Origin of the sequence: Paenibacillus sp. YPG26, assembly GCF_023704175.1 — a bacterium.
In the GTDB taxonomy this organism is placed as follows: domain Bacteria; phylum Bacillota; class Bacilli; order Paenibacillales; family Paenibacillaceae; genus Fontibacillus.
This window is the reverse complement of record NZ_CP084530.1, coordinates 491,071-514,404: the sequence shown is the minus strand read 5'-3', so window position 1 is coordinate 514,404 and position 23,334 is coordinate 491,071. Positions and strand designations below refer to the sequence as shown.

Genomic DNA, 23,334 nt, shown 5'->3' with positions numbered 1-23,334 from the left:
TGCCTCCTAGAACCCGAATTTACTTTCAAGAGTGAGCTTATAAGTCTCCCCGCCATATTCCTGACTGAGGACAAGCTTAATATTAATCAAGCCGCTCTCACAGGGAAGCTCCGGCCGACAGGTGCTGTCATCCAGGGTAATCACTGAATTATGCCGGTCTGCCGCAGGCACCTCCGCTTGATCCACTTCCACGCGGGACTGAATAGCAACCTTACCGGCTTCTGCCGCAGATACCGTGCTCTCAGCCTCAGTAAGATCTCTGATAACCAATGCATGGCTTTGAATCCTGATTATCCGTTCCTTCACCTTATTACTGCCGGCCGAGTCAACATAATCCTTCTGAAGAAGGATCCCCGTTCCATCGGCTCCATCCCGAATCACACGATCAGGAGCGAACATATACAAATTCGTAATAATCGAAGACATCAGAATATCGGCTTCATCACGCAGGGAATTCTCCACACTGATTTTGTGATAGCTTTTGAATCCAAAGACAGCTACGGAATAGATCATTCCAAGCACGAGTGCCAGCAGGGACAATGCCGCAATAAGCTCGATTAAAGTAACCCCTTCATCCTTCTTCAGCCGCTTAACGAATAGTCTCATCTGTAATATAGCCCTCCACGACGGTCTCGTTCGCTCTGCTTCCATTGTCACCCAAGCCTTGTACAATCACCTTGACAGGCAGCAGGTACTTGGCGGAACTCCTCTTCGTCTCATCATCTGCAGAATGCTTCATGTTCTCATGAAGATCCTTCTGATACTGGACCGACACGTTGTAAGAAATCCCGTTTACTGTAGGGTTCAGTACACCTCGGACGATGTCCTCCTTCGTTCCCAGCCCATCAGCGGGCCCGCTGCAATCCTGAGCCGCATCTTCTGCTTTCTTCGTGCATTTTAGCGTATCTGTTCTGGCAAAATATTCTGACAACCCGCTGAAGCTCTGCTTCTCCATATAGAACAGGGCATTGCGTGCCAGATTGACCATGATTGTCTTGTTCTGATTTTTCTTGGAATAAGAGAGAGAGTTCGTGAAATAAGAAGACAGCACCAATGCAACAACCGACAGAATCGTTATCGCAGCGAGCACTTCAATTAGTGAAAATCCCTGATCCTTACTTCCCAGCTGCTTCTTCACGCCCTACCTCCTCACCTTCTCCTAAAGTCCTATAACTTACTATAAAACTCCTAGAATATCTCATATTTCCATTATAGCACCGCATTTCCTATCAGCAATCCTTTGTATCCATTTATTGGGCAAAATATGACAAAAACCGACCTTTCCAAAGAAAGGTCGGTCGGATACCCCTTAAAGTGCGTCTCGACGCTTGGTGTACTGCATCTTAAGTATTAAATCCCGTAAGGGATTTCTTCAGATCTTCTGCCAGACGCTCCAGCTGCACGGAGAGCGCGACCAGCTGCTCGCTGACCTTGAACTGCTCCGATGACATGGAAGCCACCTGCTGAGTTGAAGCACTTGTCTCTTCCACTACCGCGCTGACACTGGAGATGGAATCACCCAGGATATACTGGGAATCGCTCAGTTCCTTCACAGACCCTGAGGAGTTCTCAATATGGCTGTAGAACTGCTCCATCTCTTCCCGCACGCTGGTGAAGAAGGAAGAAGCTTCTCTTACTGATTCCAGCTGTTCATCGAAGAGCGGCGATACCTTATTCAGCACCTCGACGGTATGCTCAATATCCTGCTGAATCTGATTCGTAATATTGGATACAGATTGAATTGACTCATTCGACTGCTGAGCCAGGGTGCGGATCTCATCGGCAATAATGCTGAAGCCCCGGCCCGCCGCCCCGGCTCTCGCGGCTTCAATAGAAGCATTCAGCGACAGAATATTCGTCTGCTTGGTCATCTCAACCATAGGAGCCAGAATACTCTGAATCGAAGCGGTGCTTCTCGTCAGCTTGGCTGAATTCTCCTGAATCAGGTCCGTCATCTTGGAGGCAGTCCCCGTCTTATCAACCAACTCCTTCATATATTCCGTTCCCTGAACACTAACCGCAATCGCACGGTCGGCTGACTCGCCCATTGAGACATTGGCCGCGTTCACCTTGTCCATCTTGGCACCGATATCATCAGCTATCTGACTTTCCTTCTCCGCTTCAATCGCCAGATTCGAAGTACCTTGGGCTATTTCGTGGGTTGCCGCGGCAATTTCGCCGGCAGCTTGTGAGGTGCTCTTCGATGCTGCAGCCAGCTCTTCAGCTGTACCCAGCACCTTAAGCGCGGTCGAATTCGTCTGTTCCACCAGAGCCGAGATGCGGGTCATCATCTGGTTAAAGGCTTGTCCCACACGTCCAATCTCATCATTGCTCTTGAATGCAGCACGTACCTTAAGGTTACCGCGCTCCCCTTCTTCCATCAGCTTGGACAGCTTGCTTAGCGGCTTCCCTACCATCCGAATCATGTAATATCCAATAAGCAGGGCGAGGATAATCGCCACGACTATTACGGTGAAGGTAATCGTGAGCAGGCGGTCAGCCGCGCTTAGGAAGTCACTGGTTGGGGCATATCCCAGAAGTGTCCATCCGGAGGTCATAAGCGGCTGGAAGACAACTAGATTCTCCACATTCTGTTCATTCTCAGCCGTGAACGAGCGGTCTTTCCCTTTAAGCTGAGCCGGACTTACTTTGATAAAAGACTCCTTCTCCAGCAGCTTGCTGTCCTTCGCATGCACAATCTGATTGCTTGCGGTGACGAGTCTCACTTCACCGGAGTTCCCGATCTTCAGGTTAGACAAGATGGTGCCCAGCGAGGACTCCTTGATCTCAATTAACAGGATATATTCAGCCTCGGGATGCTGCATATTCTTCAGCAGTCTGCCCATGGTGAACTCGGGAACACTGATATTTCCGAAGAAGCCCTTGCTCAGGGTCGGAATCCACACTGGCTCCCCATCAGCTTCCTTGATCTGCTTCAGTCTGGCCTCGATAGCCTCATCGGTTCTGACTCCCGTTGATCCCGACTGAATAGTAGAGGTGCTGCCCTCGGCGCTCGCAATCAGCTTCACGCTGACCAGCCGATCATCAGAGCCGGTTAAGGCATCCAGTCTGCGCCTAATGCGGTCTTCCGCCTGTGTCCTTTCCACGGTACCAAGATCCGGCATATTAACCGTCTCCAGATCCGATCGGAGGATAGGGTCTACCGCCAGCTGACGCGATTGAGACTCGTACTGGCCGAATAGGAAGTCAAGCTTATCCGCTGCCTGCTTAACGGCTTCGGATGATGCTGAAGACACCTGTTCCTGGATAATTCCCTTGGACACCTGATAAGAGACGAGCCCTAATCCGGCCGATAACACGACAATAGCGAGAAAAACCACCAGAAACAGCTTCGTACCCACCGACCGCAAATCCAACTTAAGACCTAACTTCAAGATAATCCCACCCTATTGAATTTTCTATAAAATAGATACTATCTTACAATGTGTGTAAGATTTTGGTTATACAAAAAGCACAGTCTCTGAACAGACTGTGCTTCTTCTGTTGAAATTCCTAACTATGAATCTTATACCTAATCAGCCGTTCTTCTGCACTAACCTTTACTTGCCCCGGAGGTAAGTCCGTCAACAAGCAGGCGCTGCAGGAAGATAAACAGGATAATAATTGGAATGGCGATAAATACGGCCGCCGCAGCGAACAGGGTAAAGTTACTGTTCTGGCTTGTATTGACAATATCCCAGAGTCCGACAGCCAGCGTCCAGTTGTCTTTGGTCCGAAGAATTAGCCTTGCAAAGATGAAGTCCACCCATGGTCCAACAAACTGAGTCAGTGCCATGTAGGTCAGCATAGGGCGCGACAACGGCAGGATAATCTTGCGGAAGATCATGAAGTTGCTGGCACCGTCAATGCGGGCCGCTTCATCCAGCGATCTTGGAATCGTATCGAAGAAGCCCTTGGCAATGAATGTACCCAGAAGCGGAGCTCCGCAGGCATAGACGATAATCAGTGCCGCGTGCGTATCCAACAGGTTGAGCTCTTTGAGCAGCAGGAATATCGCGATCATACTCATGAAGCCCGGGAACATGCCCAGTACAAGAACTGTAGACAAGGCCGTCTTCCGTGCCCGGAAGCGGAACCGGGATACCGCATAGCTTGTCAGCAGGGTCAGAATTACGCCGAAGATCATAGAGAATATAGCAATCTTCAGTGTATTCATGTACCACTGAGTGAACATAAATGTGTTAGACGTGAATAACTCTCTGTAATGATCCAGTGTGAAGGTCTCAGGAATAAAGGTCTTACTGTACAGCGATTTACCAGGTCTAAAGGAAGCCAGTACCACCCACAAAGCAGGATATAGCGCGCACACAGCAAGTATGACAAGTATGATATAGCTGACGGTCAAACGCAGCCTGTTAGCAAGTTTACGTCCGATCATTGGATCATATCCTCCTCTTTGAACGATCTCGTCCGGCGGTAGTTATAAATCGAGAAGGAAGCAACAATCACGAATATAATAATGCCGACCGCAGAGGCCATGTTGTTCTTGTTCTGATCCAGGGTGAGCTTATACAGCCAGGTTACCAGCAAATCGGTTGAACCTGCGTATTGGTAGTCCCCGTTCACCGGATTCCCCGCAGTTAGAAGGAAGATCGCATTAAAGTTGTTGATATTTCCAGCGAACTGGGTGATCAAGGTTGGCGCTGTAGTGAAGAGAATCATGGGCAGCGTAACGATCTTGAATTTCTGGAAGCCTGTTGCCCCGTCCACCTCAGCCGCTTCATACATATCCTTCGGAATTGTGGTAAGCACACCCATAATGAGCAGCATGGATACCGGAATACCCACCCACATATTAACTACGATAACTGTAACCTTCGCCCAGAAGGGATCGGTCAGCCAAGGCAGACCGCTTAGTCCGAAATAACCAAAGTATTGGTTGATTGGACCGAATTGTCCATTGAACAAGTTCTTCATCACAAGCAGGGAGATCAGCTGCGGAATCGCGTATGGAATAATAAGTATCGTTCTCCACAATCCCTTGAACTTGATCCCCTGTTGGTTGACCAGCAGAGCAACCAGCATACCACCGAAATAAGTTGTAACTGTGGAGAGAATCGCCCAGATGATGGTCCATGTAAGTACCCCATAGAACGTATGGCTCCAGGTACCCAGTGCGACCAAATTGGTGAACGTCTCGAACCCAACCCAGTTAACGAGCTTGGCAGGCGGAATATGATCAGGTGCGGAGTAGTTGGTGAATGCCAGCATGATCATGAAGATGATCGGCATAATGGTGAAGAACAGGATACCCATAGCTGGCAGAACCAGAAATACCTGTGCGAATTTATAATCCAGAATATATCGAACCGATTGTTTGAAATTATTCGGCTTATGTCCAGAGTCTCTCAAGCCGCCAATACGGTTGGCGTCCTTGATATTCATAATGTAGGCTATGATGAACAGAACCAGGAAAAGCAAAGTGATCAAGCTTTGAATCATAATGATAATCGAGTGGTCACCCTGCACCAGCTTGGAGACCATCATGCCAGAGGCAGACTTAACTTTCACGAATCCCGTGGGCGTCTCACCTAAAGTGATAATTCCCCAGAATGCAAAGCTTAAATAATTAATGAAATAGGCAATGCCCAAAACCTCAACCAGCAAGAAAATGGCGCCTTTAACATATTGGCGGTTGTATATTTGTCCTAGTCCCAAGCTAAGTATCGACAGTAGTGTGGCCCTTGTACGGTGACGATCCATATGCCTTCTCTTCTCCTCTCCCGACGATCGGGGAATGACCCGCCGCTTATGCGGCGGGCCTCATAATGAATCTTTCCCCAATTCGTAATCCTAGTCTTTCTTAACGCCGTTGTTCAAATCTTTAATCTGTTGTGCTGCTTTGTCTAAGGTAGCCTTAGGATCTTTGCCATTGTCCCAGATTTCTGGAAGAGCGGCGTTAACTGGGCCCCATACGTTGCCCATTTCAGGGATGGACGGCATAGGCTGAGAGCTCTTTGTTTGTTCAGCGAAAGCGGACACATACGGATCGCTCTTAATTTGTTCGGATTCAAGAGCTTCCTTGTTCGTAGGAACCGAACCTACTTTTTCATTCAGAAGCAGCTGCGCGTCTTTAGTAGAAGCGAACTGAGCGAACAATTTAGCCGCATTCGGGTATTTGGAGTACGCATTTACGTACCAACCTTTGACTCCTGCCATCGAAACTGCTGGCTGGCCACCAATGCTTGGAATTGGGGCAATACCCAGTTTATCGCCAAGCGCCGCTTTGTAACCGGCAAGCTCCCATGGACCGTTAATATCCATAGCCACATCACCGGAGCCGAACAAGCTGCGTTTGATATCTGGAGTAATGTCACCACTCTTCACTGGAAGAACTTCTTTCAGGCTTTGGTATACTTTCAGACCTTCAACTGCGCCTGCACTGTTGATACCGATGTCATCTTTATCAGTACCTTCTTTGCCGTAGATGTAGCCGCCAGTTGTCGCGATGAACGGATAGTTGAAGTACATGTTGCCTGTCTCCCACATAATTCCGTATTTCTTCTTCGCTTTATCCGTAAACGTTTTACCAAAAGCTAGGACATCATCGAACGATTTTGGAGCCTCTTTTACCAGAGATTTATTGTAGTAAAGCGCATAAGTTTCGGCCGATCTAGGGTATCCGTAGAGGACATCGTTGTAAGTAACACCTTTGATAGCAATCTCAGTGTTGTTCTTAGTTGTCTCTTCTGCAAATAGATCATTTGGCAATACCAAGTTAGCACTTGCAGCTCTACCTAGTGAATCGTGTGGGAAGAGGACTACGTCAGCAGCAAGGCCGGAAGGTCCATCCTGAGTCAATTTGGTAACCTGGTCAGTTGGAGCTACTTCTTCAATTTTGACTTGAACGTTGTATTTAGCAGTAAATTGCTTTGCAATTTCATCTGTGAAAGATCTTTCGTCCTTACTCTCCCAAATAACAAGCTTGGCGCCGTCTTCAGGCTTCACTTCTGTAGTAGCAGCCGTTGTCTCTGTAGGCGTACCCGATTCAGCCGGTGTCTGTACCTGCTCTGAAGCTTTCTTAGGTCCGCAAGCCGTGATGGATACTGCCATCGAGAATGCTGCCAGTAAAAGCGCTAATTTCTTAATTTTCATACAAATAACCCTCCCGTTTTTGGCGAACAGTTTACAGGAAATAATCAGCGCAAACGTTTCCGCAAAACTTGAAGCAAGCTAATATTTCTCTCGTTTATACCCTCTGCTTTAGCAAGCCTTCGAATTGGAAGCGCTTAATTCCTGAAAACATCATACCTCACATGCCGCCCATTGTAAAAACGTTTGCATTGGTCATTTAGGACCAATTATTGCTTATTATCTATCTCTTGCTATTCTTATCTCCGTATATCGCATGATTACATTAGTTTTTGAGGCATTTTACCTAAAACACCTTCCGTCATTAGAAGCATAAATCCGCACAAGTTTTAGATTAATTCTTCAATAACCCTATTGTTTAAGTTTATATGGACATGCTATAATCCTGAGCAAAGAAAGGTTGATCTCCTGTGCAGGAAATTGCAACTCTTTCAAAACAAAAAGGCAATGTTACCAACAAGGTACAACCTCGCTCGGTTTATAGCGACAGTTGTGCCTTTTTTGTATTACAAAGCACATTAATTTTAGGGGGAATTGAAGATGTTATTAGAAGCTGTCTATCACCGGCCAAAGCTGAATTGGGCCTATGCCTATGATAAGGAGACGATCCACCTTCGCATCCGGACCAAAAAAAGCGACCTGTCGCATGTCTATGCTTGGGCAGGCGATAAATATGCATGGGACCGTACAAGGGAACTTGTACCTATGCGTGTTACAGCCTCGGATGAAATGTTCGATTACTGGGAATGCAACGTGAAGCCTCCCTACCGCCGCCTTAAATATGGTTTTCTGCTGCAAAAGGACGGCGAGAAAATTTGGATGACCGAATATGAGTTCACTCCGGACATGCCGCCGAATCCAGACCGCTTATTCGAGATTCCTTACATAAATCCGGCTGATGTATTCACTCCGCCAGCATGGGTGAAGGATGCCGTGTTCTACCAGATCTTCCCGGAGCGCTTCGCGAATGGAGATCCAAGCAATGACCCTGAAGGAACACTTCCTTGGGGTGGACAGCCGGAGCGGGACAATTTCTTTGGCGGAGACCTGCAGGGTGTAATTGATCATTTGGATCATTTGAGCGAGCTTGGCATAAATGCTATCTACTTCACGCCGCTATTCGCAGCCACTACGAACCACAAGTATGATACAGAAGATTATATGCGGATTGATCCGCAGTTCGGCGATGCCGAAACGCTCAAGAAGCTGGTCAAGCTCTGCCATGACCGGGGTATCCGCATCCTGCTCGATGCCGTGTTCAACCACTCGGGAGGGACCTTCGCCCCGTTCCTGGACGTGAAGGAGAAAGGCGAAGCTTCCAAATACAAAGACTGGTTCCATGTGAACAGCTTCCCGCTTGAGGTGAAGGATGGCATTCCTTCTTATGATGCTTTCTCCTTCGAAGCACATATGCCCAAGCTGAACACAGGGCACCCTGAGGTCAAAGAGTACCTGCTTAAGGTAGCTGAATACTGGATCAAAGAGATCGGCATTGACGGATGGCGTCTCGATGTAGCTAACGAAGTCGATCACAGCTTCTGGCGCGAATTCCGTAAAGTGGTCAAGAACGTCAACCCGGATGCCTATATTCTGGGCGAAATCTGGCACGAGTCCTCCCCATGGCTGTCGGGTGACCAGTTCGATGCCGTTATGAACTATCCGTTCACCTTCGCGGTTACCGACTTCATTGTAAATGGAACTTTGGATGCAAGCGGATTTGCCAGCGCTATTGCTGTTCAGCTGTCAAGATATCCTCGTCAGGCCAGCGAGGTAGCCTTCAATCTCATCGACAGTCATGATACCGCGCGCCTGTTGACCCTGTGTGACGGGAACAAGGACAAGCTGAGAATGGCCGCTGTTGCCCTCTTCACGAACATGGGTACTCCGTGTATTTATTACGGGGATGAAATCGGAATGGATGGCGGCCCGGATCCGGACTGCCGCAAATGTATGATCTGGGAGCCAGAGCAGCAGGATCGTGATCTGTTCGCCTTTTATCAACGGTTGATTCAGATCAGAAAAGATCACCCTGCACTACGCACAGGGAACACCAAGTTCCTCTCTGCCGGTAAAGGAGATACGAAGGTAGCATACGAACGCCGCCTTGGTGATGAGACTGTTCTTGTTATGCTTAACAATGACAGCACGATTCAGTCCATTGAAATTGATGTCTACGAGGATACATGGAAGGATGAATTCTCGGGTCAAGAATGGACAGCCGAGCGCGGCAAGCTGTCCGTGCGTCTTCCGGCTTACGGCTTCGCTATCTTGTCCGCAAAATAAAGAACGGGAAAGGGCCGCCTCGAGGCGGCCTTTTTGCTGTGCGCAGGCTAGAATAAGTCTTCAAGGGGGCTGTCCATTTCTGGACATTCCTTAACCATCCTTCCCTCTAGAGGAGGAGGAGGCGGCAAAGGGCTCCCATTGGCGGACTTGAACACAATTAGCCGATTGCCGCGTAATATGAAACTTTTTCCAGACCAAGTGCGTTTAACCTAAATGGAGGCGATCAACATGAAATCAAAACAAATTACCGCAGGCATACTTTCACTCGCTATCGGGTTAACCTCAGCCGGTATGGCTATGGCCGCACCAGCGGCTAACGGAGCGCAATCAGCTGCAAAAGCACAAACAGCTCCGGCAAATAAGTCGGACAAGAAGACTGCTCCCGCTCAGAAGGTGACGGATCCAGCCCTGATCAAGAGCTTGAACCATGAGAGCGCAATTCCGCTTCTTGTCGAAGCAGGGAAGAGATATTTCTACGCGCTTGGCGGTGGAACGGGAACCGACGGTGAGATTGAGACTTTCACCGAGAAGGGGAAAGAATACCGTTACTTATCGGCGGATATTGATACGAAGGACGAGCTGCTTAAGTATCTGATGAAGAGCTATACCAAGCAGGCCAGTGAATTCTTCATCAAGAAATTCATCATCGTTCATGAGGGACGTCTTGCCCAGCTGAATGCCGACAGCGGCAGCCTGCTTGAGTTCCAGAGAGCCACGGCCAAGATGATCAGCATGACCCCGACCAAGCGGGTCTACAAGATCAATGTTCCTTTTCCCAAAGAAATCAAAGAAAGCTCCAAGTATATCATCGTGAAGTTCGAGAAGGTTGGCGATTACTGGAGAGTAGATACCGCACCTCAGCTGGTATTCTAAATATAGGCCCTGCCTGAATCATCCGATTCCTGGCAGGGCCTATTCATTCTCATCTACAAGACCAGCAGCTTTAGTTCTCCGTGTCATACATCACCATGACCGAAATCAGCGGAACCCGGACTCTTCCCACTGTTCCCTCCACCTGTTCAAGGACGGACGTCCCGGCAGCGGTATCGTTAACAACGATATGCCAGTTCCCGGAATTCGGGGGCAGACTTACGTCATGGGCTTCCTCATTCGCGTTATAGATCACGACAATACGATTCCAGGTATCCTCGCAGGCATGACCGTCGATCAGAAATGAAACCACGTTCCCTTCCGCACGCAGGATCTGCAGATGTGCTGTCACGGCCTCCCTGGTGCTCATTCGGAAGGCGGGGTGAGTCCTGCGCAGCTTGATAAGTCCTTTATAATAAGCAAAAACATGGCTGAACCTCATCTTGTTCCGCCAGCGGATCTTATTAATGACATCCGGGCTCTTGTAGCTGTTATGGTCCCCGTACTTGGTTCTGAGCATTTCATCCCCGGCGTGAAGCATCGGAATGCCCTGCGAGGTTAGTATAATGGCATTGGCAAGTATTGTACGCCGTACCAACTCGTGATGCAGCACAGCCGTTCCCTCTCCTAATCCTTTGTAGGGCTCTGCCTGGTTCACAGCAGCTTCGATGGAACCGCCGCCGTGAAGCGCACCATCCCGCATATCCAGCATGCCCCTATCATGTGAGAGTCCCCGTGCTGCGATGACTTTATCCCAGAGTATATAATTATCATGGGCAGTTACGTAATTGATGGTCTCGGCAGGGGAGTCGGTGAACGTATCGATTGATCCTTTTACCCCGGCGGCAATGTCTCCCTCTCTCCCCGGCGCGCCCGTTGCAAACCCTGGATGTGCCCCGTCGCTATCCCCTTTAATGGCAATCCGGAGGTGATCGTTAAATACGCCGAACCCCCGGCTCCGCTGGGAACCCTTCAAGGTCTTCTTCTCCTGCGGCAGGGTCGTGCCTGCCATATCCCAGGGCTCGCCGTAGATCAGAATATGCGGGTTCATCCCGCGCAGCATCCGGGTCACTTCGTCCATCGTGTCGATGTCAATCAAGCCCATCAGATCAAAGCGGAAGCCATCGATGCAGAATTCCTCCGCCCAGTATCGAACGGAATCCAATATATATTTTCTGACCATGGGGCGTTCGGAAGCAAGCTCATTCCCCACACCGCTAGCATTGGTGTACCTTCCCGTATTCGTTGTCCGGTAGTAATATCCGGGGACAATCCTGTCAAATGGTCCATCATCCGTAGAGAACGTATGGTTATACACCACATCAAGCACAACTCCGATTCCCTGATCGTGAAGCGCCTGCACCAGCTCCTTGAACTCCCGGATACGGCTCACAGGATCACATGGGTCCAGGGCATAAGACCCTTCGGGGACGTTATAATTCTGCGGATCGTATCCCCAGTTGTACTCCTGCCTCGCCCCATTCCCGCCCGCGGCAGGCAGCTCATTCACCGTGGCATAATCGCTGCAGGGCAGCAGCTGTACATGGGTGACGCCAAGCTCTCCCAGATGCTCCACGCCGCTCTTTAGTCCATCTGAGGTCAGAGTGCCAAGCTCGGTAAAAGCCTTGAATTTCCCTTTATGCACCAGGCCTGAGTCCTCGTCAACCGAGAAATCACGAACATGAAGCTCATAAATCACCGCATCTGGGGGCTGCCGCAGCACCGGCCTCTTCATGGAAGTCCATCCCGGCGGATTCGAAGCAGCCAGATCAATGACCACCGCTCTCTGGCCATTGGCCGTGACGGCCCGGGCATAAGGATCGATGGCAGTATGAGAGGTTCCATCTGCAAATTCCAACAGATACATATAACACTGACCCGCCAAATTGCCGCTAACTACGGCTGACCATACTCCGCAGGAAGCCCGCTCCATGGGTACTTTGCTGCGCATGTCATTATGATCAGTGACCATTCCTTCTGTACTATAAGCTCCGGCATCTTCATACAATAAGAGACTTACCTTGGCCGCCGTCGGCGCCCAGACCTTGAATAGGCTTTCGCCAGCAGTGTAAGTAACTCCCAGGGCCTGACCCTTGTACAAGAATTCAGGCTGATCCAGAATACGGCGCATCGTGATCTTGGCTGCCGAGAAATGCCTGCTCCCCAGCATATACACGCTTGTCACGTCCAATGGTTCCGTATTCGCAAGCTTGATCGTAAGCTCACAGTCTCCTGTCCTCACTGCGGATACAGGTATAGTCTTCTGCGCCGCCACATCGATTAGACGAATCGTCTCCACATCTTCATTCATAATATATTCGCTTGTTACAGCGATTAACGTGTCTGATGCATCGGCAAGAACAGATCGGAATTTAGGAGACACATCGGCTTTGGCAGGATCGTAGTACACTGTTTTGTCATCTTGAACCAACCAGACATGAACCTCATGATCACCTTCTGGTACAACAACCCCTCTCACCATCTCCTGGTCCGCCCAATCGTTATCTTGCGTGCTCCATCTCGTAATGATCTCGATCCGGGGTACGGGAAGCTCAATTGTCGCTACAGCGAATCCTTCTCCGTCCACAGCCTGGAATGCATAGCTGCGGCCTTCCTGATATTCATACCATATCCACATATTCCACCCTGCCAGCTGCTGACCGTAGCGGAAATAGTGAATTGTATACGTATATCTCGTTCTTGTTCCCGGCTGCTCTGTATCCATACTCCATTCCACGTTGCACTCACATCCTGTCAGTTCCACGAAGGGCTTGCTGTATGCGCTTTCTGTGATTGGAGTGGTCTCTGTTGTGAATTCCCCCCGCTGGAAGAAATGTACGTGCTCCTCTTAAGGACGCACGCCTTATACCAGACGTGAAATCTGCGGCTTCCACAGTGTATGATTCAGCGCTGCGCTTGGTTCGTCTCAATCCCTTCACACATTGGAAAAATTAAGCTAAAACAGCTCTCTATTTACTTTACAATTTCTTTCGATTAAGATTACAATGGAAAAGCAAACGGTTCCACAAAGGAGGTTGCCATGGCTGTAACCATCAAGGATGTTGCCAAGAAGGCCGGAGTTTCACCCTCCACCGTGTCCCGGGTATTATCCAATCACCCCCGAATCAGTACACAAACCTCCACTAAAGTAAAAGAGATTATGGAGCAGCTCGGTTATCACCCGAACATTATGGCCAAGAGCCTGGTGTCGAAGACAACCGAAAGCATCTGCATTATTCTGCCAAAGCCGGCAGAGGAGCTGTTCTCCAACCTGTTCTTTATGGAGCTGATTCGCGGTATTGTCACTCAAGCTAACCGTTCCGGATATGATGTGCTGCTCAGTTCAGGTGCGAACGAGAAGGAAGAAGTCGAAGCTGTAGCCCGGCTCTTGAAGGGCCGCCGCGTAGATGGAGCCATTCTCCTGTATTCCCGTAATGATGATCCGGTCATTGAATTTCTGCATGAGAACAAATATCCATTTGTCATCGTCGGCAGAAGCAACGACCATCCGGATGCCTTGTCGGTAGATACCGACAACGTTCAAGCCGCTTATGATGCAACCAAGCATCTGATCTCTATGGGCCATGAACGCATCGGCTTCGTAAGCGGTCCGCCGAATCTGACGGTCTCTCAAGACCGGATGAAGGGTTATCAGAAGGCACTGGTCGACGCCGGCCTCGAGATGCGCCCCGAGTGGATTGTTGAAGGTGAGTTCCTGCAAGACAGCGGCTACAGAGCCATGTCTTTCATTATGAGCCTTCCGAACCGCCCGACCGCTCTTGTCGTTGTCGATGATATGGTGTCATTCGGGGTTCTGAGGGGTCTGCATGAGCTTAATTTCAAAGTACCTGATGATATATGTCTAGTCAGCTTTAACAACATTACGTTATCAGAGCTGTCCACACCGCCAATCAGCAGTATTGACATTGGTATCTATCATCTGGGCTACACCGCATCCCAAATGCTGATTCAGAACATTCAGAACGGTGAAGATACCAATTACCAGACTCGTCAGATTATTCCGCATCGCTTGATGATACGGGAGTCTTCTATGCTGTCACTACCGAAAAGGTGACTTACCGGACACACAAATAATTGAAGCTGAAATGCTTCATTTATTTTTAACAATTTGTACAAACGTTTGCGCTATTTAGAGGAGGAATTATTAATGGCATCTATTCAAGCTTGTTTATTCGACCTCGATGGTGTCCTAGTCGACACTGCCAAGTATCACTACCTGGCTTGGAAACGTCTAGCTGAAGAGCTCGGGTTTGTATTTACGGAACAAGACAATGAGCGTCTTAAAGGGGTATCCCGAACTGCATCTTTGGAGATTCTACTGGAAATTGGCGGGATTAAGCTCGATGACGCTGCCAAGCAGGAGCTCGCAGAACGCAAAAACAACTGGTATGTGGAGTCCATCACAAGCATGGACGAGACCGAGATTCTTCCGGGAGCCCTCGAATTCCTGAAGGAATGCCGTGCTAACGGGCTGAAGGTAGCTCTGGGCTCAGCCAGTAAGAACGCCATGCTGATTCTGAACAATACGGGCCTGACCCCTTACTTTGATGCTATCATTGATGGTACCAAGACAGCTGCGGCCAAGCCGGACCCCGAGGTGTTCGTACTTGGAGCCAAAGAGGTTGGAATTCCTGCCGAGCACTGTGTTGTGTTCGAAGATGCGGAAGCAGGTGTTGAAGCGGCGGTACGCGCAGGAATGCGCAGTGTAGGTATTGGAAGTCCGGATACCTTAAGCCGTGCCAATCTGGTTATTCCTTCACTTCAGCAAATGTCTGTAAGCCGGTTGACAGAACTATAATATTTCATCACTGAACCTGATATAACTTGGATAATTTCAAGTGTGTTTATATACTTTGATCTAAAAGGAGCCGATAAGTGTGAAACAGTATCTGAAAGTTGACGAGTGGTCTATTATCGAGGAAAGCTTCGATCCTATCAATCATGAAATTTCAGAAAGTATCTTTAGCATCGGAAATGGATTCATGGGACAACGTGCCAACTTTGAAGAGCAATACAGCGGTCCTTCTCTTCAGGGCAGCTACATGGCTGGCGTCTATTATCCGGACAAAACCCGTGTAGGCTGGTGGAAGAACGGATATCCGGAGTATTTTGCCAAAGTTCTGAACTCCACCAACTGGATCGGGATTGATGTCTATGTGGGTGGTACCGCTGTTGACCTCGCGAAATGCAAGGTAACTGAGTTCCGCCGCGAACTCAACATGAAAGAGGGTCTTCTGATCCGCAGCGCTGTTGCCGAGATGGAAGATGGCAAGCAGATCAAGATCGAGTCCACCCGCTTCGTCAGCATCACCCGTCATGAGATCGGTGCGATCCGTTATGCGGTAACTCCACTGAACTTCTCGGCTCCTATCCGCCTGACTGTCTACCTGGACGGCGATGTGAAGAACAAGGATTCCAACTATGAAGAGAAGTTCTGGAACGAAGTAAGCAAGGAAGTGTCCGCGGGTTCCGCGAACCTGACACTGAAGACGAAGAAGCTGGACTTCCATGTGACTTCTGTCATGACTTACGATGTATTCAAGAATGGCGAGCAGCTGGAACTTACCCCTTCTAACGTTGAGAAGGATAAATACGTCGGCAATGATATTACTATTCAAGCAGAACAGAACGAAGAAATCGTTGTCTATAAATACGTGGCTAACGTAACATCCCGCAACCACGGCTTGGGTCAATTGGTTGAAGCTGGTTCCAAAGCGCTTGAAGCTGCCAGAACTGCAGGCTTTGACGTTCTGCTTGCGGAGCAGGTTGCAGGCTGGGCTGACAAATGGAAAGAAAGTGACATCATTATCGAAGGTGATGAGTCTGCACAGCAGGCGATTCGCTTTAACATTTTCCAATTGAATCAGACTTACAGCGGCGAAGACGATCGCCTCAACATTGGACCGAAAGGCTTCACAGGTGAGAAATACGGCGGCAGCACGTACTGGGATACCGAAGCTTACTGCGTACCGTTCTACCTGAGCACAGCGGATTCCTCCATCGCACGGAACCTGCTTATCTACCGTTATAAGCACCTGGAGAAGGCTAAGGAGAATGCCCGCAATCTCGGCTTCACCAAAGGCGCCCTCTATCCAATGGTAACTATGAACGGTGAAGAGTGTCACAACGAGTGGGAGATCACTTTTGAAGAGATCCACCGTAATGGCGCGATTGCTTACGCGATCTATAACTATGTTAATTATACAGGTGATAAATCATATCTCGGTCAATATGGCCTTGAGGTTCTCGCTGAAATCTCCCGCTTCTGGGAAGAGCGCGTGAACTATGCTCCACGCAAGGATCAATACGTGATGCTCGGCGTAACTGGCCCTAACGAATATGAGAACAACGTCAACAACAACTGGTACACGAACCGTATCGCTGTATGGACACTGGAATATACGCTTGAGGTATTGGATTACCTGAAGGAGAACGAGCCGTCCCGTTACAACGAGCTGGTTGAGACTCTTAAGCTTAAGCCGGAAGAGACAGCGAAATGGAAAGATATTATCGCCAAAATGTACTACCCTGAGGACGAGGAGCTTGGAATCTTCCTGCAGCAGGACGGCTTCCTGGACAAGGAGATTATCCAGGTTAAAGATCTGAAGCCAGAGAACCTGCCAATCAACCAGAAATGGTCTTGGGACCGTATCCTTCGCTCTTGCTTCATCAAGCAAGGTGATGTGATTCAAGGTCTGTACTTCCTTAGCCACAAATATGATCTGGAGACCAAGAAACGCAACTTCGACTTCTACGAGCCGTTAACCGTTCATGAGTCCTCCCTGTCTCCGTGCCTCCACTCCATCCTGGCTTGTGAGCTTGGATATCAGGAGAAGGCTTACGAGATGTACCTGCGTACAGCAAGACTGGATCTCGATAACTACAACAATGACACCGAAGACGGCTGCCACACTACAAGTATGGCGGGAACCTGGATGTCTGTCGTTCACGGCTTCGGCGGCCTTCGTGTAGAGAATGATGAGCTTGTATTGAAACCGTTCATCCCAGGTCATTGGAAATCATTCTCGTTCAAAGTTATGTTCCGCGGCTCCCGTCTGAAAGTCAGCGTGTCTGACAAGGACATCACGGTGTCCAACGAGACTGAGACGCCAGCAGCAATCCGCATCTTCGATCGTGACTACACCGTTAGCCCGCTTGGTATGATCCAAGTAGATAACACTGTCGTGAATGCCTAATTGGCATAAGACCACAACCTAATACATCCACGTAGTGGATGATATTGAAGCGCCGGGGGCCTGTTGGCCCCCGGCGTTTATTTGTGCTTTTAGCGTCCACTCGTGGAACCAGGTCTTTATGACTATGAAAGATATGTGGCAATTATCCGACATAAATGTTGTAGTGCTTTGTACATACATAGAAATCAATTTGATGGGTGGGATATTTATGTTCGCCGATGCTCTGCAGCTGGCCGAGGAGAAACAGCAAATGGTGAGTGTCAAAATTCAAGATGGCCGAATTGTAATTGGCCTGCCACAGATCTCCCGGCAGGAGAACCGGGTCAAGATCCTGGAGCAATCCGGGATCGTAAGCTTTCCCTTTGATGAAATTGTTCATGTGATGAGGCTGATCAATTTCTCTTTCTAACCCCGCACGTGCACGAAGAAGACCAGAAGCCCTGCAGGGTCTCTGGTCTTTTTGGCTTATCTAACGGGAAAATTGGCGCCCCCGCGGAAATAGCTATAGTATACTGAAATAGATAAACTTACGGTGAGTCTTTTCTGCAACTTTCCAGTGCCCAGTGGGAATCAAATGTCCATCATCATATTCTCAAACTAAGGAGAGAAACATATGAAATTAAAACTGCTGCAACTAGTATTGTCGATAGCTTTAGGTTTCTTTACAGGAATATTGCTCAGTGGTAACGGAATCGATATTCAAGATAGCGGAGTACAAATTCTGCTAGGGTGTATTTTATGGATTTTGATATTTATATATTTACGCCTTCCTCTGGAAAAGAAATAATACATGAATGCAGTAGGATATACCGATCCTTGCTGTTAGTCCAATCAATCCTATGCCGCCTCTCATACTATGCAATATAGAAGGGAGGTAATTAGATATGGCATATGTAATAGACCGGGGAAGCTCTGTTGCGTCAACGGGTACCGGAACATTGGCTATTCCGATTCTGGGTCCATCTGATCCGATTGGACTTGCTAATTTTGGACTTTACACACCAGCTGGAGGAAGTGCCTTGCTCAATGCGACTGTAGGCTTTCAGACTACTCTGGGAGCTCCTAATGTCGTCTTCACCATTTACCGGGATGGACAACCCATTTTTAACGTAGAAGCCTCAGGCTTGGCTGCTCTCGCGATCACCCCAGTCAATATCTCATTCCTGGATAACGCCCCGGAAGGATACCATTCCTACTTGCTGGTGGTCACTAACAACAGCACAAATATATTGCTTAATACAGCAAGCATCACAGGACCTGTATCTTTCAACGGTGTATCATTCGGAGATTATTAATGGCTAAGTGAGTCTGCCGGCTAATGCTGGCAGGCTTTTTTGGGGATCCGTGGGTCTGTCGGACTTCACTGTGGGCCCGTTATACAGTAATGAGATATATTTACAAATAAATGGTTTACTTTTAGTGATATATACTATAAAATACCAATGGTACTGAAATAGTATTTCTGGTACCAACATGGAGGAACGAACTTGAAACAAAGAATCATTGATGCAACCATCTCTTTAATTCAACGTAAGGGCTTTAACTTTACTATTAGTGATCTGGCCAGACAGCTCTCAATCAGCAAACGTACGATTTACGACAACTTCTCTTCCAAAGATGACATTATCGAGGAGGTCATTACCCAGCTCATTGGCAAGATCCGAACCAGGGAACGACAGATCGCAGAAGATAACCAGCTTAATGAATTCCAGAAAATCAAGCATATCCTCATCTGCGTGCCTGAGGAGTTCGCCATTATGGACTCCAACATGCTGGTGGAGCTTAAGCAGTACCATTTCAACCAATGGAGGACACTTGATACCTTCCTGAAGGATGAGTGGAGTGTCGTCCGGGATCTGCTGAATAAGGGTATCGAGAAAGGAATCATCAAGAACATTCATCCTCTCTTGTTCACTGAGCTGTACTTGGGGGCAATCAATCAGATTTATGATGTCTCTTCTCCCTTGAGGAATTTATTAACCATGGGCGAAATTCTTAATTCGGTTGTAGATGTTCTACTGGAAGGCATTGTGGTGCCAAATATGGATGGAGCGTGAATGTATATGTACCTGCATTGGATTTATTTGCTGCTAGCCATTCTTTTCGAGGTGGCCGGGACAATCAGCATGAAGCTATCTGCCGGGTTCACCAAATGGCAGCCTAGCGCACTCCTTGTCATATTCTATATCTGCAGTCTGGTATTCCTGACATTGACGCTGAAGTCGATTCAGGTATCGGTGGCCTATGCGATCTGGTCGGGTATGGGCATTGTTATTATTACGCTGGTTGGCTTCTTCTACTTCTCGGAGAATGTCAATATAGCGAAGGCGGTATCCATCGTTCTTATCATTGTTGGCGTCATTACCCTCAACCTGACATCAGAACATCCTGAGCAGCAGCCAGCAGCAGCAAGCCAGTCAAATAAATAAAAGGTACCTCTTACGGGGACTGTTGATTCCCTGAAGAGATACCGGCCATTATGTATTTGAAGTAAGCAAATACATAGAGACTTATTTATCCACTAATATAGGTTGAATGATGTCCAGGCTTCTTCCGATTTGCTCAAATACATTGATCGCATGGCTCAGTTGTTCATCAGTATGAGTGGCCATGACCGATGTGCGGATTAATTCATTACCCTCTTGAACAGCAGGTGAAATAATGGGATTGGTATAAATTCCGTTCTGCTGCAGCAAGCTCCAGAACTTGAATGTGGTTACCGTATCTCCGATTAATATCGGAATAATAGGGGTGTTGCTCTCACCGATATCGAAGCCCATGCCTCTAAGAGCCCCGCTGAACTTGTTCATGTTCGTTAACAGATTGGAGCGCCATACCTGCTCGGTCTCCATAATATCCAAGGACGTTAGGGCTGCAGCAACACTTGCAGGTGTCATACTGGCACTAAAAATCATACTTCTGGCCTTGTGCTGAATATAATCAATTACGTCCTCATTACCGGCAATGAATCCACCCAGACTGCCAAAAGACTTACTAAAAGTGCCGGCAATAAGATCTGTCTCATCTTCTACGCCGAAATGCTCACATGTACCGCGGCCTTGCTCGCCTAGCACACCAATGCCATGGGCGTCATCAACCAGCAGACGGGCACTATACTTATTTTTGAGATATACGATATCTTTCAGGTTCGCCATATCGCCTTCCATACTGAACACGCCATCTACGATAATAAGCTTGCCTGCTTGTTCGGGAACGGCCTGCAGCTTGGCTTCCAGGTCTTCCATGTCATTGTGCCTGAAGCGAACCATCTTGCCCACGCCTAACTTGATTCCATCAATAATGGAGGCATGAACACCGCGGTCAATGATGGCCACATCGTTCCTGCCCAGCAATGCGGAGATCGAGCCCAGATTTGTCTGGTACCCAGTTGAGAACACAATGGCCTTCTCCTTGTTAAGGAAACGGGCAAGCCGCTGCTCCAGTTCATTATGCAGGGCCAAAGTACCATTTAAGAACCTTGAGCCTGAAGAGGAGGTTCCAAATCTGGTAGTTGCTTCGTGAGCAGCCAACATGACTCTAGGATTATTGGAGAGTCCCAGGTAATCATTGGAGCCCAGCATGATCATCTCATGTTCCTCTGTAGCGATGAACGTGCCATTCTTCTCGTGCAACGCTTGAAAGTAAGGATAGCTCTGATTTGCGCGCAAATTTTTGACAAAATCCCAATCCAGGCATTTCTGAAACACATCCATTAGTCATACCTCCGGCAAATGTTTTTGATTGCTCTGCTTTGTCATGTCAGCACAAGTAAGTTAATATTCTGTTTTAATGGAAATTTAATGAAAAACTAACAAATAGATGATATGATACCAATTGATTAGCTGTCAAGTGACGTTTTCAGGAGGAGAGTTGATATGATCAACAAACTAAAATTGGCTATGCGTATGGGTTGGTTCATGCTGTCCGGCAAGCACGCTAACAGTTCCAAAGACTACGACAAGGCAAGCGGAGATTATGATTCCTTCTTCTCAAGCACCATGGGACGACATTCACTGGATCTGCTCCGCAAGATGAACATCGAACCTGGACATGATGTCCTGGAACTCGCCTGTGGCACAGGATTTATTACGTCTGAAATTGCCCGGATCCTGAACGGCCAAGGCTCGATTACAACCGTTGACCAGTCTGAAGGCATGCTGCAAGTTGCCCGAGAGAAGTTGTTACCCTTCGAGACGCTCAAAATCAATCTGCAGCAGAGCGACATGATGGGCTTCTTGAAAGGAGTCCCTGACAACAGCTTCGACATTGTGGTATGCGGGTGGGCGATCTGCTATACAAATCCGGCCCAATTCATGAAGGAAGTTCACCGGGTTCTGAAGCCATCCGGTCAAGTGGGAATCATTGAAACCCGGGAAGATTCAGAGGAAGTGTTAATGAAGGCATTCGAGAAGGTGATCAGCGAGAATCCGTCCTACCTCCAGAGGTATATCCGGGTAGAGCTGCCTTCTAACGATAATGTGTTGAAGAAGTGGTTTGTTAAGGGCAATCTGCGGACCGTTGATTCCTGGCAGGGAGAACAGATACTGCCATGCTCGAACTCCAAAGAAGCCATCGAGTGGGTACTGCGTTCAGGTGCCGCGGCCGGCTTCATTGATGTTATTGACCGCGACCGGGAGAGTGAGATTCTGTCACGGATCGAGAAGCAGATTGACCAGATCATTAACGAAGAGCGCAAATTACGCTTAAGTCACACTTACGTTGCGGGCATAGCCCTAAAGGAAACTTCTTAAACGATTGAGAGGCTTATGATGAAACACTACATAAACTGCCTGAAGGTCTTCTTGGCGATGCTGGTTGTATGGTTTCATACTTCAAGCGGATATGGGGGTGCGGGTGGCTGGTATTTTATTGAGCCTTCTAATGATGAGATGTCCATGTCTGTCCTGACCCTGCTTAACGCCATTATACAGAGCTTTTTTATGGGCTTGTTCTTTTTCATATCGGCTTACTTCTCGCCTAAATCCTATGACCGCAAAGGGTTCTATCAATTTCTTAAGGACCGCGTACCGAGGCTGTTACTGCCCGCGCTCTTTTACTTCTTCATATTGAACCCTCTATGCGTCAACATGGTTAGGGAGACCAAGTACACGGAATCTCTCGGATTCTATAATATGTGGTTTATTATGGCACTTCTGTACTTCACGATCATCTATGCCTTAATCCGGAAAGCAGGCTTGGCGAAGTCAGTGAAAGCCCATTTTCCCGGGGTAAAGGGATTACTTGTATTTATTCTTATTATGGGAACCTTGAATTTTGCAACACGGCTCATCTTCCCAACCAACATCATGTATGTTCATGACTTCTCGCTGGGATATTTCCCGCAATATATTGTGCTGTTCATAGCTGGAATTGCTGCTTATCGCAACGGCTGGCTGGAGCAGTTCAATGAACGTGTGGTTAACATTTATTTCAGGGTATCGTTGGTCTCCATCATCACGCTGCCGGTTGTCTTTCTGCTGGTAGGACCTGACCGCGTCGGGAAGTTCTATGGCGGGTTCACCCTGGAATCTATCTATTATTCATTCTGGGAGCCTTTCACCTATGTAGGGATCATCATGAAGCTGTTAGTTGTCTTCCGGAAGAGACTTAACCGGGATTCCCCTGTTCTGGGGCTTCTTAACCGCTCAAGCTACTCCATTTATATTATTCAAGCACCTTTCATCATTGCTCTGCAGCTGGCGCTTGCGGGGCTGGAGATCAACATCATCATTAAGGTGATCCTAGTCTCCCTGCTGGCTTTTATGCTTTCCTGGGGGGTAAGCCTGCTTCTCCTTCGCATTCCTAGACTCAATAATATACTATAACAATTCTTGTAAATTAATGGAGGAAA

Annotated in this window: 20 protein-coding genes; 12 read left to right on the top strand and 8 right to left on the bottom strand. The window is 48.2% G+C overall.

The window, feature by feature from the left end; translation table 11 throughout:
* Positions 1-6 precede the first annotated feature (6 nt).
* From LDO05_RS02275 to LDO05_RS02250, 6 genes are all read right to left on the bottom strand, one after another.
* Positions 7-606 carry a prepilin-type N-terminal cleavage/methylation domain-containing protein gene (locus LDO05_RS02275; protein ID WP_251377305.1) on the bottom strand — a complete coding sequence of 200 codons (600 nt, stop codon included), beginning with the start codon at positions 604-606 and terminating at the stop codon, positions 7-9.
* A complete protein-coding gene (locus tag LDO05_RS02270; RefSeq protein WP_251377304.1) occupies positions 590-1,138 on the bottom strand; it encodes a type IV pilus modification PilV family protein in 549 nt (182 codons plus the stop codon). The genes LDO05_RS02275 and LDO05_RS02270 overlap by 17 nt, the downstream gene beginning before the upstream one ends.
* Positions 1,139-1,343: 205 nt before the next feature.
* The gene (locus LDO05_RS02265) at positions 1,344-3,395 is read right to left on the bottom strand and encodes a methyl-accepting chemotaxis protein (RefSeq protein WP_251377303.1); all 2,052 of its coding nucleotides are present in this window, start codon (positions 3,393-3,395) and stop codon (positions 1,344-1,346) included.
* A gap of 158 nt (positions 3,396-3,553) precedes the next feature.
* Positions 3,554-4,399: a sugar ABC transporter permease gene (locus LDO05_RS02260; protein ID WP_251377302.1), complete on the bottom strand. Its 846-nt coding sequence runs from the start codon at positions 4,397-4,399 to the stop codon at positions 3,554-3,556.
* Positions 4,396-5,724 (bottom strand): carbohydrate ABC transporter permease, encoded by a 1,329-nt coding sequence (locus LDO05_RS02255; RefSeq protein ID WP_251377301.1) that lies wholly within the window; start codon positions 5,722-5,724, stop codon positions 4,396-4,398. The genes LDO05_RS02260 and LDO05_RS02255 overlap by 4 nt, the downstream gene beginning before the upstream one ends.
* 90 nt (positions 5,725-5,814) lie before the next feature.
* The gene (locus LDO05_RS02250) at positions 5,815-7,116 is read right to left on the bottom strand and encodes a sugar ABC transporter substrate-binding protein (RefSeq protein ID WP_251377300.1); all 1,302 of its coding nucleotides are present in this window, start codon (positions 7,114-7,116) and stop codon (positions 5,815-5,817) included.
* 537 nt (positions 7,117-7,653) lie between these two features.
* On the opposite strand from LDO05_RS02250, the gene LDO05_RS02245 reads away from it, so the two are divergent.
* Together LDO05_RS02245 and LDO05_RS02240 are read left to right on the top strand one after the other, a co-directional pair.
* Positions 7,654-9,396, top strand: coding sequence for an alpha-glycosidase (locus LDO05_RS02245; protein WP_251377299.1), 1,743 nt, complete (start codon positions 7,654-7,656; stop codon positions 9,394-9,396).
* Between the two features lie 228 nt (positions 9,397-9,624).
* Positions 9,625-10,269, top strand: coding sequence for an IseA DL-endopeptidase inhibitor family protein (locus LDO05_RS02240; RefSeq protein WP_251377298.1), 645 nt, complete (start codon positions 9,625-9,627; stop codon positions 10,267-10,269).
* A gap of 70 nt (positions 10,270-10,339) precedes the next feature.
* On the opposite strand, the gene pulA is transcribed toward LDO05_RS02240, so the two are convergent.
* Positions 10,340-13,003 (bottom strand): type I pullulanase, encoded by a 2,664-nt coding sequence (gene pulA / locus LDO05_RS02235; protein WP_251377297.1) that lies wholly within the window; start codon positions 13,001-13,003, stop codon positions 10,340-10,342.
* A 303-nt stretch (positions 13,004-13,306) separates the two neighbouring features.
* Between pulA and LDO05_RS02230 the strand changes: the two genes are divergently transcribed.
* The 8 genes from LDO05_RS02230 to LDO05_RS02195 all read left to right on the top strand — a co-directional run bounded on the left by LDO05_RS02230 (position 13,307) and on the right by LDO05_RS02195 (position 19,912).
* Positions 13,307-14,341, top strand: coding sequence for a LacI family DNA-binding transcriptional regulator (locus tag LDO05_RS02230; protein WP_251377296.1), 1,035 nt, complete (start codon positions 13,307-13,309; stop codon positions 14,339-14,341).
* Between the two features lie 93 nt (positions 14,342-14,434).
* On the top strand, positions 14,435-15,085 hold the full coding sequence (gene pgmB / locus LDO05_RS02225) for a beta-phosphoglucomutase (RefSeq protein WP_251377295.1): 651 nt from the start codon (positions 14,435-14,437) through the stop codon (positions 15,083-15,085).
* A 79-nt stretch (positions 15,086-15,164) separates the two neighbouring features.
* On the top strand, positions 15,165-17,483 hold the full coding sequence (locus LDO05_RS02220) for a glycoside hydrolase family 65 protein (protein ID WP_251377294.1): 2,319 nt from the start codon (positions 15,165-15,167) through the stop codon (positions 17,481-17,483).
* Positions 17,484-17,691: 208 nt separating this feature from the next.
* A complete protein-coding gene (locus LDO05_RS02215; protein ID WP_251377293.1) occupies positions 17,692-17,892 on the top strand; it encodes a hypothetical protein in 201 nt (66 codons plus the stop codon).
* A gap of 204 nt (positions 17,893-18,096) precedes the next feature.
* Entirely contained in the window at positions 18,097-18,270 is a 174-nt protein-coding gene (locus tag LDO05_RS02210) for a hypothetical protein (protein ID WP_251377292.1), read from the top strand.
* A 97-nt stretch (positions 18,271-18,367) separates the two neighbouring features.
* Positions 18,368-18,778: a hypothetical protein gene (locus LDO05_RS02205; RefSeq protein WP_251377291.1), complete on the top strand. Its 411-nt coding sequence runs from the start codon at positions 18,368-18,370 to the stop codon at positions 18,776-18,778.
* A gap of 192 nt (positions 18,779-18,970) precedes the next feature.
* The gene (locus LDO05_RS02200; protein ID WP_251377290.1) at positions 18,971-19,540 is read left to right on the top strand and encodes a TetR/AcrR family transcriptional regulator; all 570 of its coding nucleotides are present in this window, start codon (positions 18,971-18,973) and stop codon (positions 19,538-19,540) included.
* 12 nt (positions 19,541-19,552) lie between these two features.
* A complete protein-coding gene (locus LDO05_RS02195; RefSeq protein WP_251378578.1) occupies positions 19,553-19,912 on the top strand; it encodes a DMT family transporter in 360 nt (119 codons plus the stop codon).
* Between the two features lie 81 nt (positions 19,913-19,993).
* On the opposite strand, the gene LDO05_RS02190 is transcribed toward LDO05_RS02195, so the two are convergent.
* Positions 19,994-21,196, bottom strand: a complete 1,203-nt coding sequence (locus tag LDO05_RS02190) for an aminotransferase class I/II-fold pyridoxal phosphate-dependent enzyme (RefSeq protein WP_251377289.1) — start codon at positions 21,194-21,196, stop codon at positions 19,994-19,996.
* Positions 21,197-21,358: 162 nt separating this feature from the next.
* Here LDO05_RS02190 and LDO05_RS02185 point away from each other — a divergent pair, with 162 nt between their 5' ends.
* Entirely contained in the window at positions 21,359-22,234 is an 876-nt protein-coding gene (locus LDO05_RS02185; RefSeq protein ID WP_251377288.1) for a class I SAM-dependent methyltransferase, read from the top strand.
* A 15-nt stretch (positions 22,235-22,249) separates the two neighbouring features.
* A complete protein-coding gene (locus LDO05_RS02180; protein ID WP_251377287.1) occupies positions 22,250-23,308 on the top strand; it encodes an acyltransferase family protein in 1,059 nt (352 codons plus the stop codon).
* Positions 23,309-23,334: the final 26 nt, after the last annotated feature.

Coding starts and splice junctions, on each gene's coding strand:
- LDO05_RS02275 (WP_251377305.1), bottom strand. CDS start 606: ATGAGACTATTCGTTAAGCGGCTGAAGAAGGATGAAGGGGTTACTTTA.
- LDO05_RS02260 (WP_251377302.1), bottom strand. CDS start 4,399: ATGATCGGACGTAAACTTGCTAACAGGCTGCGTTTGACCGTCAGCTAT.
- LDO05_RS02255 (WP_251377301.1), bottom strand. CDS start 5,724: ATGGATCGTCACCGTACAAGGGCCACACTACTGTCGATACTTAGCTTG.
- LDO05_RS02250 (WP_251377300.1), bottom strand. CDS start 7,116: ATGAAAATTAAGAAATTAGCGCTTTTACTGGCAGCATTCTCGATGGCA.
- LDO05_RS02245 (WP_251377299.1), top strand. CDS start 7,654: ATGTTATTAGAAGCTGTCTATCACCGGCCAAAGCTGAATTGGGCCTAT.
- LDO05_RS02240 (WP_251377298.1), top strand. CDS start 9,625: ATGAAATCAAAACAAATTACCGCAGGCATACTTTCACTCGCTATCGGG.
- LDO05_RS02230 (WP_251377296.1), top strand. CDS start 13,307: ATGGCTGTAACCATCAAGGATGTTGCCAAGAAGGCCGGAGTTTCACCC.
- pgmB (WP_251377295.1), top strand. CDS start 14,435: ATGGCATCTATTCAAGCTTGTTTATTCGACCTCGATGGTGTCCTAGTC.
- LDO05_RS02215 (WP_251377293.1), top strand. CDS start 17,692: ATGTTCGCCGATGCTCTGCAGCTGGCCGAGGAGAAACAGCAAATGGTG.
- LDO05_RS02210 (WP_251377292.1), top strand. CDS start 18,097: ATGAAATTAAAACTGCTGCAACTAGTATTGTCGATAGCTTTAGGTTTC.
- LDO05_RS02205 (WP_251377291.1), top strand. CDS start 18,368: ATGGCATATGTAATAGACCGGGGAAGCTCTGTTGCGTCAACGGGTACC.
- LDO05_RS02190 (WP_251377289.1), bottom strand. CDS start 21,196: ATGGATGTGTTTCAGAAATGCCTGGATTGGGATTTTGTCAAAAATTTG.
- LDO05_RS02185 (WP_251377288.1), top strand. CDS start 21,359: ATGATCAACAAACTAAAATTGGCTATGCGTATGGGTTGGTTCATGCTG.
- LDO05_RS02180 (WP_251377287.1), top strand. CDS start 22,250: ATGATGAAACACTACATAAACTGCCTGAAGGTCTTCTTGGCGATGCTG.